This is a genomic window from Pantoea sp. PNT03 (assembly GCF_014852515.1).
GTDB classification, from domain to species: Bacteria; Pseudomonadota; Gammaproteobacteria; order Enterobacterales; family Enterobacteriaceae; genus Pantoea; species Pantoea leporis.
On sequence record NZ_JACVBT010000003.1, the window covers coordinates 192,834 to 210,692 of the forward strand.

Here is a 17,859-nt window from a genome sequence, read left to right on the forward strand (position 1 = left end):
CTTACTTCAGCAAGAACGCCCGCAGCTCCGCGAAATCGCCTTTCAGGTTGTGCGACAGCAGCGGCAAATCGGCGCGCTCGGCCAGCTCTTTTGGCAGCGGCAGATCCTGACCCAGAATCTCATCCACGCTCTCTTTGAACTTCGCCGGATGCGCAGTCCCGAGGAACAGGCCATATTCGCCCTCCTGCAGGTTGTCGCGCAGCAAACGGTAAGCAATCGCCGCATGCGGTTCAGAGATGTAGCCAATCTCCGCCAGCTCGCGCATGGTGGATTTGGTGGTTTCATCGGTTACCGCGCCGTACGCCAGATCGGTCAAACGCCAGGTTTTGCGGCGGAACAGCTCTTCCACGCGCGGCCAGTTGTTCGGCTGGCTGACATCCATGGCGTTCGACAGCGTTGCTACCGTGGCGTTTGGCTGCCATGCGCCGTTGCCGAGGAAACGCGGCACGGTATCGTTAGCATTGGTCGCAGCGATAAAGCGCTTGATCGGCAGACCCAATGATTTCGCCAGCAGGCCAGCCGTTAAGTCACCGAAGTTTCCGCTCGGCACCGACACCACCAGCTGATTACGCTTCTCTTGTGGCAGCTGCGCCACCGCTTCGAAGTAGTAGCAAATCTGCGCCAGCAGACGGCTGATGTTGATGGAGTTCGCCGAGTTCAGGCCAATCGCCTTTTTCAGCTCTTCATCATCAAACGCCTGTTTCACCAACGCCTGACACGCATCGAAATCGCCTTCAACCGCGATGGTTTCGATGTTGCCGCCCAGCGTACAGAACAGTTTCTCCTGCAGCGGGCTGATTTTACCCTGCGGATAGAGAATCACCACGCGCACGTTTTCCATGCCGTAGAAGGCATGCGCCACGGCGGCGCCGGTATCGCCGGACGTGGCGGTCAGAATGGTGATCTGCTCATCCGCACCGCTCACATAGGAAAGCATCTGCGCCATAAAGCGGCCGCCGAAGTCTTTAAACGCCAGCGTTGGACCGTGGAACAGCTCGAGGCAGGCTACATCATCGCTGACCTTTGCCACCGGCGCCGGGAAAGCAAAGGCGTTTTTTACGCGCTCGGCCAGCTGATGCGCCGCAATTTCATCACCAATGTAGGCAGAGAGAATTTTGCTGCTGCGGCTGACGAAATCCATCTCCAGCATGGCATCGATATCGGTCAGTTCGAATTCCGGCAGTTCGAGCGGGAAAAACAGCCCTTGCTGCGAGCCGAGGCCCTGTTTAACGGCCTGAGCAAAACTAACCTGCTCGTTGTGATCCTTAAGGTTGTAGAGTTTCATGCGTTATCCCAATTTACGTGCGCCAGCCGTATCAAGACGGCAGATGTGGACGAAACCTTCTTCATTCTGCAGATAGTGCTGGCTCAGCCAGTCCGCCATCCGCTGTGCCGTTGCCATCTCGTTGCAAACGGCGAAAAGTGTCGGGCCGGAGCCCGAAATGCCGCACGCCAGCGCACCAATATCCTGCGCTGCTTTACGCGCATCGGCGAAGCCTGGCAGCAGTTTGGTGCGATACGGCTCGGCGATAACATCCTGCATAAGTTTAGCCGCAAGCCCAGGCTGACGCGTATGACAAGCGTGAATAAAGCCCGCCAGCAGACGGCCATGCTTAATGGCATCCTCTTTGCGGTACTGTGCCGGCAGAATGGCACGCGCTTCGGCGGTGGAGACTTTAATCCCCGGATACGCCATCACCCACAGCCATTCGTCAAAGCACGGCACGTCCTGACTGATGATGCCGTTCTCTTCAATCATCAGCTGCACGCCGCCAAGGAAGCACGGCGCAACGTTATCAAAGTGTACGCTGCCGGAAATACGCCCTTCCAGCTCGCCCATCAGCGCCAGCAGTTCGGTGTCGTTGAGCGGTTTGCCGCAGAATTCGTTCATCGCCATCAAACCGGCAACCACCGAACAAGCACTTGAGCCGAGTCCGGAACCAATCGGCATATTCTTTTCCAGCGTCATCGCCACCGGAATTTGTTTACCAATCGCCTGGCAAAAACGCTCCCAGCACTGATAAACGATGTTCTCCTGCGGATTGGTCGGCAGTTTGCTGACAAAACGCCCCGAGTTCACCAGGCTAAAGCTGTCGGCGGCTTCCACGGAAACGCAGTCACCCAGCAAGGTGCCATCCACCGGCGAAACCGCCGCGCCAAGCACATCAAAGCCGACGCTGACGTTACCTATCGAGGCCGGTGCATAAATTTTTACCATCATCAAACTCCCAACTTCCACGACAGCGTACGCAGCAGGTCAGCAAACACGCCCGCTGCTGTGACATCATTCCCTGCACCATATCCACGCAGAACCAGCGGGATGGGCTGATAGTAGCGGCTGTAGAATGCCAGCGCATTCTCACCGTTCTTCACTTTGTACAGAGGATCGTTGCCGTCCACCGCGTCAATCTTCACTTTGCAGACGCCACCCTCTTCTATCGCGCCGACGAAGCGTAATACTTTACCTTCGTCACGCGCTTTGGCAACGCGCGCGGCAAAGGCGTTATCCAGCTCCGGCAGACGTTGCATAAACTGCTCCACGTCGGCGATCTCCGTCAGGCTGGCGGGCAGCAGCGGTTCGATATCGATATCGCTAAGCTCCAGCTGATGCCCCGCTTCACGCGCCAGAATCAGCAGCTTACGCGCCACATCGGTGCCAGAAAGATCGTCACGTGGATCCGGCTCGGTAAAGCCCATCTCACGCGCCATTTTGGTCGCTTCCGACAGCGAAACGCCCTCATCAAGCTTGCCGAAGATAAAGGAGAGCGAGCCAGAGAGAATACCGGAGAACTTGATCAGTTCATCCCCGGCATTCATCAGGTTTTGCAGGTTTTCGATCACCGGCAAACCGGCACCAACGTTGGTGTCGTATAGGAACTTACGGCGCGATTTTGCTGCCGCTGCACGCATCTGCTGGTAATAATTCCACGACGACGTGTTGGCCTTTTTGTTCGGCGTGACGACATGGAAACCTTCGGCGAGGAAATCGGCATACTGATCGGCAACCGCCTGGCTGGAGGTACAATCGACGATCACCGGGTTTAGCAGATGATACTCTTTCACCAAACGCATCAGGCGACCGAGATTGAACGGCTCTTTGGCTTCGTTCAGTTCTGCCTTCCAGTTGCTGAGATCGATACCGTGTACGTTGGTCAACAGCGCCCGCGAGTTAGCGATGCCGCACACGCGCAGATCGATGTGCTTCTGTTTCAGCCACGTCTGCTGGCGATGCAGCTGATCCAGCAACGCTGCGCCCACACCGCCAACGCCGACCACGAACACTTCAATGACCTGATCGGTAGCGAACAGCATCTGATGCACCACACGCACGCCGGTGGTGACTTCATCGTTGCTCACTACCACCGAGATGGAACGCTCAGACGAGCCCTGCGCAATCGCCACGATATTGATATTGGCACGCGCCAGCGCCGAGAAGAATTTGGCCGAGATGCCGCGCAGCGTGCGCATGCCATCGCCGACCACTGAGATCACCGCCAGCTGTTCCAGCACGTCCAGCGGATCGAGTAAGCCATCTTTCAACTCCAGATAGAACTCCTCCTCCAGCACGCGACGCGCACGCGCCTGCTCGCTTTGCGGTACGCAGAAGCTGATGCTGTATTCCGAAGAGGATTGGGTGATCAGCACCACGGAGATGCCGGTGCGTGACATTGCGGCGAAAACGCGCGCCGCCATGCCGACCATGCCTTTCATGCCCGGACCTGACACGTTGAACATCGCCATGTTATTCAGGTTAGTAATGCCTTTCACCGGATTCTCATCCAGCTCGCCTTCGCCACCAATTAAGGTGCCCGGCGCTTGCGGGTTAGCGGTGTTTTTGATCAGGCAAGGAATCTGGAACTGGGCGATGGGCGCGATGGTACGCGGATGCAAGACTTTGGCGCCGAAGTAGGAGAGCTCCATTGCTTCCTGATACGACATCGATTTCAGTAAGCGCGCATCAGGCACCTGACGCGGGTCGCAGGTATACACACCGTCAACATCGGTCCAGATTTCACAGCAATCAGCGCGCAAACACGCAGCCAACACGGCAGCGGAGTAGTCAGAACCGTTGCGGCCCAGCACCACCAGTTCGCCCTTCTCATTACCGGCGGTGAAACCGGCCATCAGGATAAAGTGATCGGCAGGGATCTGGCTGGCGGCGATGCGACGCGTGGATTCGGCGATATCAACGGTGGATTCAAGGTAATGACCAATCGCCAGCAGCTTCTCCACCGGATCGATAACGGTAACTTTGTGGCCGCGCGCCTGCAGCAGCGCTTCCATAATAGCAATCGACAGCTTTTCGCCACGGCAGATGATGGCGGCATTCACAGCGTCCGGACATTGGCCCAGCAAGCTGATGCCGTGCAGCACTTGTTTCAGCTGTGCAAATTCCAGTTCAACGCGGGTTTTCAGTCCGTCATAATCAAAGCCCGGCTGCGCATCACGCAAGCCTTGCAACAGATCGGCAAAAATACGTTCGGCATCGCTGATATTCGGCAACGTGTCCAGGCCGCTGATGGTTTTCTCAATCATCGCCACCAGATGATTGGTAATTTTTGCTGGTGCAGAGAGTACGGTCGCAACCTGTCCCTGTTGTGCATTGCTTTCCAGAATATCCGCCACACGGAGAAAACGTTCCGCATTGGCTACTGAGGTTCCGCCGAATTTCAGCACTCGCATATTTGAAGCTCTCCTGAATTTTTGCCGAAAAAAAAGCCCGCACTGTTTAGGTGCGGGCTTTTTTCTTTGTTTTTCCTGTATGCGTCAGCCCGCACCGTTACCTGTGGTAATGGTGGTGGTAATAATAATTGTGGTGTTCAGGCTGAGTTTACGCATTTAGATTTTTTTCTGTCTGTCTTTGTCTTGTCCGTCTGCCTTCCAGAAGTAAAGCAAAGCGCACGTTAAGTCAACGAATTTGTCTTAGCCGCGCCGTCCCTGGCGTTGCGCAGTGCTGCGCTTGCTGAGGCAAAAATTATCGCGATCGTTCAGGAGATGCGGCGGATTGCCGCATCAGTCACTAGCATCTCAGGATTTATCCGAGCAATTATCTATAAGTTTTTTTTCTACGTCGTGTAACAAACGATGCAGCATGGCGCTGTCACGCTGTTCCAGCAGGCCGATGCGCTGATCGATCCAGTCCGCCATTTTAACGTCATCACTCACATCCAGCTTGACCAGTAACTGATGAAAGCGCTGGCGCAATGCCTGCAACTGCTGCTCATTCGCCACTTCTGCGGTCTCAGCCGCAATCTGATTGAGCGCCGACAGCTGATAGCAATACACCATCACCGCCTGACCGAGATTCAGCGACGGATAATCATTGGCCATCGGAATACCGGTTAATAGATCGACCTGCTCCAGCTCTTCATTGGTTAAGCCGCTGTCTTCACGGCCAAACACCAACGCGATGCGGCTCAGCCATTGGCGCTTCTCCTGCAGGATGTTTTCAACCTGGCTGGGCGTAGCGTAATAGCGGAATTTCGCGCGGCTACGTGCGGTGGTCGCTACGGAAAAATCGACATCCTTTAGCGCCTCGCTCAGCGTGGCGTAGGTTTTGACGTTATCGAGGATCTCACCGGCGCCGTGCGCCACTCGACGTGCTGCGGGATCTTGCCAGGCATCGCTGGCGACAATGCGCAGCTCGCTAAATCCCATGGTTTTCATAGCGCGAGCAGCCGCACCGATATTTTCTGGACGGGCGGGAGAGACAAGGATTAAGGGGAAATGCATGATTTTTCCATCGAACTGTTAACAACTCGCATTATGTTGGCATGCAGGAGAGAAAATACCAACTGCGGCTAGAGGAGAAAATAAGATGTTAACAATGTTAAAAGAGGGATAAATCCAGCTGTAGTGGGAATTAGCGGGCATAAGCAAAATTATCGGACCTATTGAATATAAAACCCTTTTCTTTCATATCATTGAAATATAATTTCCTGCGTGTTTTAGTTTTGGTTTTATAAGGACGGAATGTAGCAAAAATGCTGCATTTTGTGAGCTAAACTAGCAATCCTGGAGAAGTTTTTCATAAAAGTGTTAACGTGCTACACTTGCATTTGATATAAGTCAACGAAGCGTTGTTTTTATGCTTATCGGTTGTTGTTGGTGCTGTTAGGTTGCTGTTAATACGGTTAGGATGAGCGCCTGTCCGAGATCCTCGGGGCGTGCAAATATCCATCCTGACTGGCTGAGCTAACACTGAAGTTGACGTAGATGGATGGTGTATTCCGAAGATTATTTCGTATACCGGTTGCAGCAGATTAGCGTAACCGACGTACGCCCTGTTTTCGATTTGTTGGCAAATTTTAGGTAGCGAAACATGCAGACCCCGCACATTCTTATCGTTGAAGACGAACTGGTCACGCGTAACACCCTCAAAAGTATCTTTGAGGCAGAAGGTTACGTGGTCTATGAAGCCACCGACGGCGCCGAGATGCATCAGGTTTTGACGGAAAATGACGTCAATCTGGTGATTATGGATATCAACCTGCCAGGTAAAAACGGTTTGCTGTTGGCGCGCGAATTGCGTGAGCAAGCAAACGTCGCGCTGATGTTCCTTACCGGCCGTGATAATGAAGTGGATAAAATCCTCGGTCTGGAAATCGGTGCCGATGATTACATCACCAAACCGTTCAACCCGCGTGAGTTGACGATTCGTGCACGCAATTTGCTGTCGCGCACCATGAATCTGGCGATGCCAAGTGAAGAACGCCGTACCGTTGAAAGCTATCGCTTCAACGGTTGGGAGCTGGATATCAACAGCCGCTCACTGATCAGTCCGAACGGCGACCAGTACAAGCTGCCGCGCAGTGAATTCCGCGCCATGCTGCACTTCTGTGAAAACCCTGGCAAAATCCAGACGCGTGGTGACTTGCTGAAGAAGATGACCGGCCGCGAGCTGAAACCGCATGACCGTACCGTGGATGTCACCATCCGCCGCATCCGTAAGCATTTCGAATCCACGCCAGACACGCCAGAAATCATCGCCACCATTCACGGCGAAGGTTACCGCTTCTGCGGCGAACTGCAGGATTAAGCGTTGAAAGAAAAAACGCCCGTGAGGGCGTTTTTTTATGCCTGCATTAATGCCACGGCATAATCGGCACGGCGCTCAGCGCATTCTTCGGCGATCCATCCACCACCTTGTCGGAATAGCTTAGGTACACCAGCGCATGACGTTTCTGGTCAAAGAAGCGCACCACCTGCAGCTTTTTAAACACCAGTGATGTGCGTTTTTTGAACACCACTTCACCTTGCGCCTTGCCTTGTGCGATTTTCTCGCTAAGCTCTACCGGTCCCACCTGTTGACAGGAGATGGCCGCGTCGGACGTGTCTTCCGCCAAACCTAATCCCCCTTTGATACCGCCGGTTTTTGCCCGGCTGATATAACAGGTTACATTTTTAACGTCGGGGTCATCGAAGGCTTCTACCACGATCTTATGATCGGGGCCAAATATCTTGAATACCGTGTCAACTGAGCCGATCTCTTCGGCCTGAACGCCAGCACTGAATACATATGTTGCCAACGTGATTATAAGAATACGAGCTATTGTCATTGAGTTACCATTGCCAATCGAATAGATGAGAATGTAATGTACTGTCAATCGAACAGAGAACCAAACCTAAAAGGGTTTTAACCCGCTTTGACTTAGCACACTCGATTAGCAAACCGCCCCCACGCTTTTGTGCATTTCGTGCTATTATTCGACGACTTCATAGTTGCGCCACCAGAGAGTTATGAGGATGTTTTATGGACCAAGCCGGTATCATTCGCGATTTGCTTGTCTGGCTGGAGAGCCATCTGGATCAACCGCTTTCATTAGATAACGTTGCGCAGAAAGCAGGCTACTCCAAGTGGCATCTACAGCGGATGTTCAAGGAAGTAACCAGCCACGCGATTGGTGCGTACATTCGCGCGCGTCGGCTGTCGAAAGCCGCGGTGGCGCTTCGCCTGACCAGCCGCCCCATCCTCGACATCGCGTTACAATATCGCTTCGATTCGCAGCAGACCTTTACCCGTGCGTTTAAAAAGCAATTCAACCAAACGCCGGCCTGGTATCGTCGCTCATCGGAGTGGAACTCGTTTGGCATTCGCCCGCCAATTCGTCTCGACAATAACAGCATGCCGGAAGCGCAGTTTGTCACGCTGCCAGAAACGGTGCTGGTCGGCCAGACGCAGAGTTACTCCTGTACGCTGGAGCAGATTTCCAGCTATCGCGATGAGATGCGCCTGCATTTCTGGAAGCAGTTCCTGCTGGAAACCGACACGGTGCCGCCGGTGCTGTATGGCTTGCATCAGGTGCGCGCCAGCCATGAAAAAGATGATGAGCAGGAGATTCTCTACACCACTGCGGTGCCTGCCGATCAGCTGGCAAAAAGCATGCAGTCGAATCAGAGTGTGATTGTGGAAGCCGGTGATTACGTGCAGTTCACCTACAACGGTGCGCGCAGCGCGCTGGGTGAATTTATCCTGCTGCTGTACGGCACTTGTATGCCAACGCTGGGATTAGTGCGTCGTCAGGGACAGGACATCGAGCGTTTCTACACGCACGGGGGTAAAAAACGTAGCGAGCCGCCAACGGAAATCCGCTGCGAATACCTGATTCCGATTCGCCAACAGAATAACTAATAAAAAAATGCCGTCATCGCGACGGCATTTTTATTTTGGCTTAGCGTTGAAGCTCGTCTAACGCTGGCGCATCCAGATGCGACACATCGCCCGCCGTCTCAACCACCCAACCGGCCGCCAGCCACGCGCTCTGCTGATGATCCACGCGCGAGATCGAGCAATTACGCAGACGCAAACGACGTTCCGCATGCGCAGGCAAACCGAGAATGGTGCTGACCAGCACGCCCAGCGCCATCCCGTGGCTGACAATCAGCGGACGGCTACCAGCAGGCAGCTCCAGCAGCGCATTCAGCGCTTCGTGCATCCGCGTCGCCATCTCAGCCATCGATTCGCCACCCGGAATACGTCCAGCAGTGGTGCCATCCACCAGCGTTTTCCGCCAGTTTTCCTCTTCTTCGGTTAAGCCATCGAGTGGACGTTGTTCCAGGCAGCCCATGTTGAGCTCGCGCAAACGCGCATCGAGCGTCACGGTGCAGCCACACGCATCGGCGATAATCTCTGCCGTACGCTGCGTCCGTCCCAAATCGCTGGCAATCACATGGGTAATGCCCAGCGATTTCACTCGCTCGCCCACTTGCTGAGCCTGCTGCTCACCTTTTTCCGTTAACGGGCTGTCAGACTGCCCCTGAATGCGCCGAGCCGCATTCCATACCGTTTCACCGTGACGAACAAGATAGACCTGTAGCATGCTTAATTTCCGTTATACTGCGACAAATTTGCCTCGAGGGTTCAAACAATTATGTACCATGTTGTCGCAGCCACCATCAACCCGGCAAAAATTCGCGCGATTGCTCAGGCGTTCAACGACGTTTTCGGCGAAGGATCCTGCCACATCGAAGGGGTTGAGGTCGAGAGCGGCGTCGCAGCCCAGCCACTTAGTGATGTTGAAACGCGAACTGGCGCACGTCAGCGGGTAGAGAACGCGCGTCAAACGCGTCCACGGGCCGATTACTGGGTGGCGATCGAAGCGGGAATCGAAGGCGATTGCGCCTTTGCTTGGATGGTGATTGAAAACGCGCAGCAGCGCGGAGAATCACGTTCGGCCAGCTTTACGCTGCCGCCGATTGTCGTGGCAGGCTTGGCTGCCGGGCATGAACTGGGTGATGAGATGGCACGCTTAACCGGCGTGGAGAATATCAAACACAAAGGTGGCGCGATTGGTGCCCTCACCCACGGCCTGCTTAGCCGCTCCAGCGTCTACCATCAGGCGTTGATTCTGGCGCTGTGTCCGTTCACCCATCCGCTCTACAGCCAGCGTTAACCGCGGCCGAGACGCGCTTCCAGCCAGCGTTTTAGCTCTGGCGGCGCCTCTTTGAGACTATTAGACCCGCGCGTGATGGTGGCGATGCCGACGCCCAACTCATTCTTTAGTTCACGCTGGCTCATATCGCCGTTCATCAGCTCTTCAATAATGCGCAAACGCGTCCCGTAGGATTCACGTTCATCCGGCGTCATCATCAGTTGTAATAACGGCAGCGCCACGCCATCGGCAAAGGCATTTTGCATCAGTTCGATAAATCGCAGCCAGTTATCTTCAACAGGCTGAGCCGATTCCGGCTGGGAAGAAAGGGGTTGGCGCATGAAGGGCTTCCGTACTCATTAACGAGTACGGAAGCATAGCACAGTCAATACTGGCGATTCCACTCACTGTCGGCGAGAATCTTGTCCGGTTTGCCCATGAAGTAACGGTAATAGGCATCGTAGGCCAGCACGTTTTTCACGTAGCCACGCGTTTCGGAGAACGGGATGGTTTCGATAAACGCCACCGCATCCAGATTACCGCCGCTGGTTTTCTGCCAGCTGCGCACGCGTCCCGGACCGGCATTATAGGCGGCCGAAGAGAAGATTCGGTTCTGACCAAACTGCTGATAGACATACTCCAGATACTGCGTACCGATCTGAATATTGGTCTGCGGATCCAGCAGCTGGCTGCTGTTCACATAGCCGGGAATGTTATACATCTTCACGGTATGCGTCGCCGTAGCGGGCATCACCTGCATCAATCCGCTGGCGCCCACCGGTGAACGCGCTTTCGGATTCCACGCGCTCTCCTGGCGTGAAATCGCCATCGCATAACTCTGCGGAATGCCTTTGTCGCTGGTGTATTGCTGGTAAAGGTTTTGCCACGCCAGCGGGAAGCGCTCTTTCAGGCTATCCCACATTTTCGCGGTGATGGTGGCCTGCACGCTGAGATCCCACCAATCCTGCTCGTTAGCGTAACGCGCCAGCATCTGCTGCTGCGAACGGGTTTTGCTGGAGATCAGATTGGCCCACTCGCTGCGTGCCAGGTTATCCAGCCCCCAATACATCAGCTCACGCACGCGCGCCATTTCCGCACCTTGCGTCACGCTGCTGTCGGCTGCCGGAGCTTTGTCGACCTGCAACGGATACTCCACGCCCAAACGCTGCGCCGCGACCATAGGATAGAAGCCGCGCGCCTGCATCAGCTTCCGCAGAATATCGTTGGCTTCCTCTTTGCGGCCCTGCGAAATCAGCAAATCCGCCTGCCAGTATTGCCACTCATCTTTCTCTTTGGCTTCCACCGGCAAACGCGCGATCCAGGTATTGAGACCACGACGATCGTTCTGGCTCAGCGCCAGGCGTACGCGGCGCTCCACCAGCGCGGTAGATTCGCTGTTCATCACCACCGCATCACGCCAGCGCGCCTGCTCGCTGGTGAGATCCGCGCCCATCATGCGCCACACCACGGTCTCTTTCAGATCCTGCTCATCGGCCTGGCTCATCTTCTGCGCCTGCACCAGCTGCGGGATCATCATGCGCGCGTTATCCATATCCTCACGCGCCACGCGGGCGAAGGCGTAGCTGGTCGCCATGCGGGTGAAATCGGTGGGTCCCATGCTGCTGGCAAAGGTGGTGACGGTTTGCGGATTCTGCTGCAGCGCAATCAGCGCGCTGGCGGTGGTTTGATAATCCGCCGGCAGCATTTTCGCCAGGTAATTCACCAGGCTGTCGTTACCGGCTTTCATCGCCAGACGAATACGCTCGAGAATGGTGATCGGCGAGAGTTGCCCGCTGGCTTGCCATACCGAAAACAGCTTGTCGCAGTCGTTCGGTAACGCGGTGCCGCGCAGCCAAATCTCTTTCGCACCGGCAAACGCCGCCTGCTGCTGGCCGGTCGCCCACTTAGCGTAATACCAGTTACAGCGCGCCTGCACCGGTTTCGGTTCATCCGGGCTGAAGCTGAGTACGCCCTGCCAATCCTGACGGTTTGCCAGCACATTCACAAAGCGCGTTGAGAGCGAGCGCGCCGGTGGCAGCGTAGGATACTGTTGAATAAAGTTCTTCACCGCCAGCGGCGTCTCTTGATCGAGATCCTGCGCCAGCAGGCGATATTGCAGATACGGGTAGAGCGGATAATCCTGCAGCGTCGGCATCAGCTGCGTCACCTGGTCCATCTGTTTGTTATCCCAGGCTTGCTTGATTTGCGCATAGCGCTGTCGCTGCTGATCCAGCGAATCGGCCCATACGCTGCTGGCCGTGCTGGCCAGACAGATCCCTAGCATCCAGTAACGCCACTTCTCCATTACGCTCTCCTCTCAGTGCTGCGATCCAGCTCATGCCAGACTTCTTTCATGCTAACCAGGCCAACCGTCTCTTGCCATGTTCTTCACAAAATTTACGCTCGCGCACCGCCATTGCGCAGCGTTTGCGCCGCCGTTGTGCAATTTATCATCAGAAAAACGTATTACACATCAATTAACTACGCGGTTTCATCGGCTTACAAAAATGGCACGCGCTTTGCTCTGTTGAATTCCATCTTGTATACCAGTTGGAATTCACTCATGGCATCGACCTTTGGCTTTACGCTCCAGGATTGGCAACGCAGTTACCAACAGGATCCACAACAGATTACCGCCTTGCTGGCGGCTCATCTCGACGCCATCGACGCGCAGGATAACGCGTGGCTCTATCTTGCCACGCCCGCGCAGCTGCAGGCACAGATTGAACCGCTGCTGGCGAGCTATCAGCGCAACCCGGCGGCGCTGCCGCTGTTTGGCGTGCCGTTTGCGGTAAAAGATAATATTGATGTCGCCGGCTGGCCGACCAGCGCCGCCTGCCCGGCCTTCACCTACACCGCCGAAGCCGATGCCTTTGTTGTCGCGCAGCTCAAAGCAGCAGGCGCGGTGGTGATTGGCAAAACCAACCTCGACCAATACGCCACCGGCTTAGTCGGCACGCGTTCGCCGTTTGGTGCCGTGAGCAACACCTTCAATCCTGATTACGTCAGCGGCGGTTCCAGCTCCGGTTCTGCGTCGGTGCTGGCGCGCGGTCTGGTGGGCTTCTCACTCGGCACCGACACCGCCGGTTCGGGCCGCGTGCCCGCCGGTTTTAACAACATTGTCGGCCTCAAGCCGACCAAAGGTTGGTTCTCTGCCAGCGGCGTGGTGCCCGCTTGCCGCCTCAATGACACCATTTCCGTGTTCGCGTTAACGGTCGAAGATGCCTTCGCGGTGGCTACCGCAGCGGGCGGCTATGACGCGGGCGATGCCTATTCGCGCAGCAATCCGCACACCGCGCCAGCCAGCTTCAAAGCGCAGCCCGATTTCGCCATTCCCGCCACGCCTGAATTCTTCGGCGACAAGCAAGCCGAAGCGGCCTGGCTGGCGGCGCTGGAGCAATTGCAGGCCGGCGGCGCCACACTGCATCCAATCGATTTTTCTCTGTTCCATCAACTCGCCGAACAGCTCTATTACGGTCCGTGGGTTGCCGAGCGCACCGTGGCGGTGGGCGAGATGATCCATCGCCCGGAAGAGATGGATCCGGTGGTGTACGGCATCGTCAGCAGCGGCCTGAAATACACGGCGGTGGAAGCCTATCAGGCGGAATACCTACGCGCCGAACTGACGCGCCAGATTCAGCAAACGCTGGCGCAGTTCGATGCGCTGGTGGTGCCCACCTCGCCAACCATCCATACGCTGGACGAAATGCAGCAGGAGCCGGTGCACTACAACTCGCAGTTCGGCACCTACACCAATTTCACCAACCTGGCCGATCTCAGCGCGCTGGCGCTGCCTGCGCCGTTCCGCGCCGATGGTTTGCCTGCCGGCATCACGCTGATTGCGCCTGCGTGGCACGATCGCGCGCTGGCTGGTTTTGGCCTGCGCTGGCAGCAGCAGATGGCGCTGCCGCTCGGTGCCACCGGCAAGGCGCAGCCTGCTCAGCAAGGCGCATTGCCGGTTTCCGCCGATCACGTCCGCGTGGCGGTGGTGGGCGCGCATCTCACCGGCATGCCGCTCAACTTCCAGCTCACCACGCGCCAGGCGGTGCTGGTCGAGGAGACGCAAACCGCCAGCCATTACCGTCTGTTCGCCCTGCTCGATGGCCCGATTAAGAAGCCGGGCCTGCTGCGTGGCGAGAGCGGTGCGGCGATCACCGTGGAACTGTGGGATATCCCGCTGGCGCGCTTTGGCGAGTTCGTGGCGGAAATCCCGGCCCCGCTCGGCATTGGCTCGCTGACGCTGGCCGACGGACGCATCGTCAAAGGCTTTATCTGTGAACCGGCGGTGCTGTCGCAGGCGCTGGAAATTACCGAATTTGGCGGCTGGCGCAACTGGCTGGCCTCTCTGGGGAGTAAATAAGCATGTTCAGCACCGTTCTGATTGCTAACCGTGGCGAAATCGCCTGCCGCGCCATTCGCACCTTAAAACGCCTCGGCGTGAAAAGCGTCGCCGTCTATTCCGATGCTGACCGCAACGCGCGCCACGTCAAAGAAGCCGACGTCGCCATCGCCCTCGGCGGCGACAAAGCCAGCGACAGCTATTTACGCATCGATAAAATCCTCGCCGCCGCACAGGAAACCGGCGCGCAAGCCATCTGGCCGGGCTACGGTTTCCTGTCAGAAAGCCTGCCGTTTGCCGATGCCTGTGAAAAAGCCGGCATCGCCTTTGTCGGCCCCACCGCGCAGCAGATTGGCGAGTTTGGCCTGAAACACCGCGCGCGTGAGCTCGCCGCCAGCGCAGGCGTGCCGATGACGCCGGGCACGCCGCTGCTGAGTTCGCTGGAAGAAGCTTTAAGCGCCGCCGACACCATCGGCTATCCGGTGATGCTGAAAAGCACCGCAGGCGGTGGCGGCATTGGCCTGACGCGCTGCGCCGACGCCGATGCGCTGCGCAATGCGTGGGAGAGCGTGCGCCGCCTTGGCGAGCAGTTCTTCAGCGATGCGGGCGTGTTTTTAGAACGCTGCATCGATCGCGCGCGCCACGTTGAAGTGCAGATTTTTGGCGACGGCAGCGGCAAAGTGATCGCGCTCGGCGAACGCGACTGTTCGCTGCAGCGCCGCAACCAGAAAGTGGTGGAAGAGACGCCTGCCCCCAATCTGCCGCAGGCAACGCGTGAAGCGCTGCTCTCTTCTGCGGTGCGCCTTGGCGAGCTGGTGAATTATCGCAGCGCCGGTACGGTGGAGTACATCTACGACGCCGAACAAGATGCCTTCTACTTCCTCGAAGTGAACACCCGCCTGCAGGTTGAACATCCGGTCACCGAATGCGTCACCGGCCTCGATCTGGTTGAGTGCATGCTGAAAGTCGCCGCTGGCGATGCCATCGACTGGGCGCGCCTGCAGCAAGCGCCCGCTGGCGCATCGATTGAAGTGCGTATCTACGCCGAAGATCCGCTGAAAAACTTCCAGCCCAGCCCCGGCGTGCTGACCCACGTCAGTTTCCCGGATGACGTGCGCGTTGATGGCTGGATCGCTACCGGTACCGAAGTCTCGGCGTTTTACGATCCGATGGTCGCCAAACTGATCGTGCATGCCGACACGCGCGCAGCGGCGCTGGCGAAGATGCAGCAGGCGCTCGACGCCACGCAGCTGCACGGCATCGCCAGCAATCTCGATTATCTGCGCCAGATCGTCGCCACCGACGCCTTCCGCAGCGGCAACGTGTGGACGCGCTTCCTCGATAGCTTCACACCAGCCGCCAGCGTGATTGAAGTGCTGCAACCCGGCACCTTCAGCAGCATTCAGGATTTTCCTGGCCGCCTCGGCTATTGGGATATCGGCGTGCCGCCATCCGGCCCAATGGACGATTTCGCCTTCCGCCTCGCCAACCGCATTGTCGGCAACCACGACAGCGCCGCCGGACTGGAATTCACGCTGCAAGGCCCCACGCTGCGCTTCCACAGCGATGCCGTTATCGCCCTGACCGGCGCTGATTGCCCAGCCGACGTCGATGGCGAAAACATCGCCTACTGGCAGCCCGTCAGCGTCAAAGCGGGACAAACCCTGACGCTGGGCCGCGCGCAGAGCGGCTGCCGCACCTACTTAGCGGTACGCAACGGGTTCGATGTGCCGGAATATCTCGGCAGCCGATCCACCTTCTCACTCGGCCAGTTTGGCGGCCACGCCGGACGCACTCTGCGCGTCGCCGATATGCTGCCAATCTCCCAGCCGCAGCTTGCCGCCTGCACCACGCCCGCGCCGGTCAGCGCTCCGCAGGCGCTCGATCATGCGCTGGTGCCGCACTACGGCACTGAATGGCGCATCGGCGTATTGTATGGACCGCATGGCGCACCGGATTTCTTCACTCAGGCGGCGATTGATGAGTTCTTTGCCAGCGACTGGCAGGTGCACTACAACTCCAACCGCCTCGGCGTGCGTTTGGTTGGCCCGAAACCGACATGGACGCGCGCCAACGGCGGGGAAGCCGGCCTGCATCCGTCCAACGTGCATGACTGCGAATACGCCATCGGCGCGGTGAACTTCACCGGCGACTTCCCGGTGATCCTGACGCACGACGGCCCTAGCCTCGGCGGCTTCGTCTGCCCGGTGACCATCGCCAAAGCCGAACTGTGGAAAGTCGGCCAGGTGAAACCGGGCGATAAAATTCGCTTCCACCCAATCAGCGCCGACGAAGCGGTGGCGCTGGAAAAAGCCCAGGCGCACAGCGTGGCCACGCTGCGCAGCAGCCACGCGCCGGCCTTTGCGGTGCCCTCTTTAGCAGCCAGCGCTATCGGTTCCGCCACCTTGCTGGCGGCGCTCCCCGCCACGGCAACCACGCCAGCGGCGGTTTATCGCCAGGCGGGCGACAAATATGTGCTGATTGAGTACGGCGATAACGTGCTGGATCTGGCGCTGCGTCTGCGCGTGCATCTGCTGATGAATGCGCTACGTGAACGCGCGGTGCCGGGCGTAGAAGAGCTGTCGCCAGGCGTACGCTCTCTGCAGGTGCGCTACGACAGCCTGATTCTCAGCCAGAAACAGCTGATGCAGCTGCTGCTGGAACTGGAAGCCGGGCTCGGCGATGTCAGCCAGCTGAAAGTGCCGTCGCGCATTGTCTGGATGCCGATGGCCTTCGAAGACAGCGCCACGCTCGGCGCGGTCGAACGTTATCAGGAAACTGTGCGTGCCAGCGCGCCGTGGTTGCCAAATAACGTCGATTTTATCCAGCGTATTAATGGCTTAGCGAGCCGCGAAGCGGTGCGCGACACCCTTTTTGATGCCAGCTACCTGATTCTCGGCCTCGGCGATGTCTATCTCGGCGCGCCGTGCGCGGTACCGATCGATCCACGCCATCGCCTGCTGAGCTCCAAATACAGCCCGGCGCGCACCTTTACCGCCGAAGGCACGGTCGGGATTGGCGGCATGTACATGTGCATCTACGGCATGGATTCACCCGGCGGCTATCAGTTGGTGGGCCGCACACTACCAATCTGGAACAAGTTCCTGAAAAACGAGCAGTTTGCGGCCGACGAGCCGTGGCTGCTGCACTTCTTCGATCAGGTGCGCTTTTATCCGGTAACGGAAAACGAACTGACGCAGCTGCGCGATGACTTCCGCGAAGGCCGCGCCACGGTGCGCATCGAAGAAACGGTCTTCGACTTCGCCGCCCATCATCAATTCCTGGCGGAAAATGCCGCATCGATCAGCGATTTCCGCCAGCGTCAGTCCGCCGCTTTCGAACAGGAAGTGACGCTGTGGGCGCAGGAAGAGCAGAACGCGCCGCTCACCAGCGAAGAAACCTTGGTGGTGGCGGAAGTCGACGACGGTGCGCTGGCGGTGTGCGCCGATATGAACGGCAACATCTGGAAAGTGCTGGTGCAGCCGGGCGACGCGGTGGAATCCGGTCAAACGCTGGTCATCGTGGAAGCGATGAAAATGGAACTGGCGATTGTCGCGCCGCAGGCCGGCACGGTGAAACGCATTGCCTGCCAGGCTGGACGTCCGGTGAGTCCGGGCGATGCCCTGCTGTGGCTGGAATAAGGAGTCG

The 17,859-nt window shown here is 57.4% G+C and carries 14 protein-coding genes and 1 other annotated feature; of the genes, 5 read left to right on the forward strand and 9 right to left on the reverse strand.

Going from position 1 to position 17,859, the window contains the following annotated elements:
- Position 1 precedes the first annotated feature (1 nt).
- The 5 genes from thrC to IB226_RS12645 all read right to left on the reverse strand — a co-directional run bounded on the left by thrC (position 2) and on the right by IB226_RS12645 (position 5,733).
- Positions 2-1,285: a threonine synthase gene (gene thrC, locus IB226_RS12625; RefSeq protein WP_008108676.1), complete on the reverse strand. Its 1,284-nt coding sequence runs from the start codon at positions 1,283-1,285 to the stop codon at positions 2-4.
- Positions 1,286-1,288: 3 nt separating this feature from the next.
- Positions 1,289-2,218 carry a homoserine kinase gene (gene thrB, locus IB226_RS12630; RefSeq protein WP_192236077.1) on the reverse strand — a complete coding sequence of 310 codons (930 nt, stop codon included), beginning with the start codon at positions 2,216-2,218 and terminating at the stop codon, positions 1,289-1,291.
- A gap of 2 nt (positions 2,219-2,220) precedes the next feature.
- A complete protein-coding gene (thrA, locus tag IB226_RS12635) occupies positions 2,221-4,683 on the reverse strand; it encodes a bifunctional aspartate kinase/homoserine dehydrogenase I (RefSeq protein WP_110867500.1) in 2,463 nt (820 codons plus the stop codon).
- A 26-nt stretch (positions 4,684-4,709) separates the two neighbouring features.
- Positions 4,710-4,832, reverse strand: a sequence feature (Thr leader region).
- Positions 4,768-4,839, reverse strand: coding sequence for a thr operon leader peptide (thrL, locus tag IB226_RS23425; protein WP_071531027.1), 72 nt, complete (start codon positions 4,837-4,839; stop codon positions 4,768-4,770). (Overlaps the previous feature by 65 nt.)
- Before the next feature lie 189 nt (positions 4,840-5,028).
- Entirely contained in the window at positions 5,029-5,733 is a 705-nt protein-coding gene (locus IB226_RS12645; protein WP_101762160.1) for a tRNA/rRNA methyltransferase, read from the reverse strand.
- A gap of 589 nt (positions 5,734-6,322) precedes the next feature.
- Between IB226_RS12645 and arcA the strand changes: the two genes are divergently transcribed.
- A complete protein-coding gene (arcA, locus tag IB226_RS12650; protein ID WP_008108686.1) occupies positions 6,323-7,039 on the forward strand; it encodes a two-component system response regulator ArcA in 717 nt (238 codons plus the stop codon).
- Positions 7,040-7,085: 46 nt separating this feature from the next.
- On the opposite strand, the gene creA is transcribed toward arcA, so the two are convergent.
- A complete protein-coding gene (gene creA, locus IB226_RS12655) occupies positions 7,086-7,559 on the reverse strand; it encodes a protein CreA (RefSeq protein ID WP_101762161.1) in 474 nt (157 codons plus the stop codon).
- Positions 7,560-7,753: 194 nt separating this feature from the next.
- On the opposite strand from creA, the gene robA reads away from it, so the two are divergent.
- Complete coding sequence (robA, locus tag IB226_RS12660) at positions 7,754-8,632, forward strand: MDR efflux pump AcrAB transcriptional activator RobA (RefSeq protein ID WP_110867499.1); 879 nt, start codon at positions 7,754-7,756, stop codon at positions 8,630-8,632.
- A gap of 40 nt (positions 8,633-8,672) precedes the next feature.
- Here robA and gpmB read toward each other — a convergent pair whose 3' ends face one another.
- On the reverse strand, positions 8,673-9,320 hold the full coding sequence (gene gpmB / locus IB226_RS12665) for a 2,3-diphosphoglycerate-dependent phosphoglycerate mutase GpmB (RefSeq protein WP_192235758.1): 648 nt from the start codon (positions 9,318-9,320) through the stop codon (positions 8,673-8,675).
- A gap of 51 nt (positions 9,321-9,371) precedes the next feature.
- On the opposite strand from gpmB, the gene yjjX reads away from it, so the two are divergent.
- Entirely contained in the window at positions 9,372-9,893 is a 522-nt protein-coding gene (gene yjjX, locus IB226_RS12670) for an inosine/xanthosine triphosphatase (RefSeq protein ID WP_101762164.1), read from the forward strand.
- On the opposite strand, the gene trpR is transcribed toward yjjX, so the two are convergent.
- Together trpR and sltY are read right to left on the reverse strand one after the other, a co-directional pair.
- Positions 9,890-10,213 (reverse strand): trp operon repressor, encoded by a 324-nt coding sequence (gene trpR, locus IB226_RS12675; protein ID WP_192235760.1) that lies wholly within the window; start codon positions 10,211-10,213, stop codon positions 9,890-9,892. The two genes, yjjX and trpR, sit on opposite strands and share 4 nt — an antisense overlap.
- A 44-nt stretch (positions 10,214-10,257) precedes the next feature.
- A complete protein-coding gene (sltY, locus tag IB226_RS12680; RefSeq protein WP_192235762.1) occupies positions 10,258-12,177 on the reverse strand; it encodes a murein transglycosylase in 1,920 nt (639 codons plus the stop codon).
- A 258-nt stretch (positions 12,178-12,435) separates the two neighbouring features.
- Here sltY and atzF point away from each other — a divergent pair, with 258 nt between their 5' ends.
- Both atzF and uca read left to right on the forward strand, forming a co-directional pair.
- Positions 12,436-14,232, forward strand: a complete 1,797-nt coding sequence (gene atzF, locus IB226_RS12685; RefSeq protein ID WP_192235764.1) for an allophanate hydrolase — start codon at positions 12,436-12,438, stop codon at positions 14,230-14,232.
- A 2-nt stretch (positions 14,233-14,234) separates the two neighbouring features.
- Positions 14,235-17,852, forward strand: coding sequence for an urea carboxylase (uca, locus tag IB226_RS12690; protein WP_192235766.1), 3,618 nt, complete (start codon positions 14,235-14,237; stop codon positions 17,850-17,852).
- Positions 17,853-17,859 lie beyond the last annotated feature (7 nt).

Bases quoted from the DNA above. Each gene is read 5' to 3' on its own strand.
- arcA (WP_008108686.1), top strand. From the start codon at position 6,323: ATGCAGACCCCGCACATTCTTATCGTTGAAGACGAACTGGTCACGCGT.
- uca (WP_192235766.1), top strand. From the start codon at position 14,235: ATGTTCAGCACCGTTCTGATTGCTAACCGTGGCGAAATCGCCTGCCGC.
- creA (WP_101762161.1), bottom strand. From the start codon at position 7,559: ATGACAATAGCTCGTATTCTTATAATCACGTTGGCAACATATGTATTC.
- IB226_RS12645 (WP_101762160.1), bottom strand. From the start codon at position 5,733: ATGCATTTCCCCTTAATCCTTGTCTCTCCCGCCCGTCCAGAAAATATC.
- robA (WP_110867499.1), top strand. From the start codon at position 7,754: ATGGACCAAGCCGGTATCATTCGCGATTTGCTTGTCTGGCTGGAGAGC.
- gpmB (WP_192235758.1), bottom strand. From the start codon at position 9,320: ATGCTACAGGTCTATCTTGTTCGTCACGGTGAAACGGTATGGAATGCG.
- trpR (WP_192235760.1), bottom strand. From the start codon at position 10,213: ATGCGCCAACCCCTTTCTTCCCAGCCGGAATCGGCTCAGCCTGTTGAA.
- thrA (WP_110867500.1), bottom strand. From the start codon at position 4,683: ATGCGAGTGCTGAAATTCGGCGGAACCTCAGTAGCCAATGCGGAACGT.
- thrB (WP_192236077.1), bottom strand. From the start codon at position 2,218: ATGGTAAAAATTTATGCACCGGCCTCGATAGGTAACGTCAGCGTCGGC.
- atzF (WP_192235764.1), top strand. From the start codon at position 12,436: ATGGCATCGACCTTTGGCTTTACGCTCCAGGATTGGCAACGCAGTTAC.
- yjjX (WP_101762164.1), top strand. From the start codon at position 9,372: ATGTACCATGTTGTCGCAGCCACCATCAACCCGGCAAAAATTCGCGCG.
- thrC (WP_008108676.1), bottom strand. From the start codon at position 1,285: ATGAAACTCTACAACCTTAAGGATCACAACGAGCAGGTTAGTTTTGCT.
- sltY (WP_192235762.1), bottom strand. From the start codon at position 12,177: ATGGAGAAGTGGCGTTACTGGATGCTAGGGATCTGTCTGGCCAGCACG.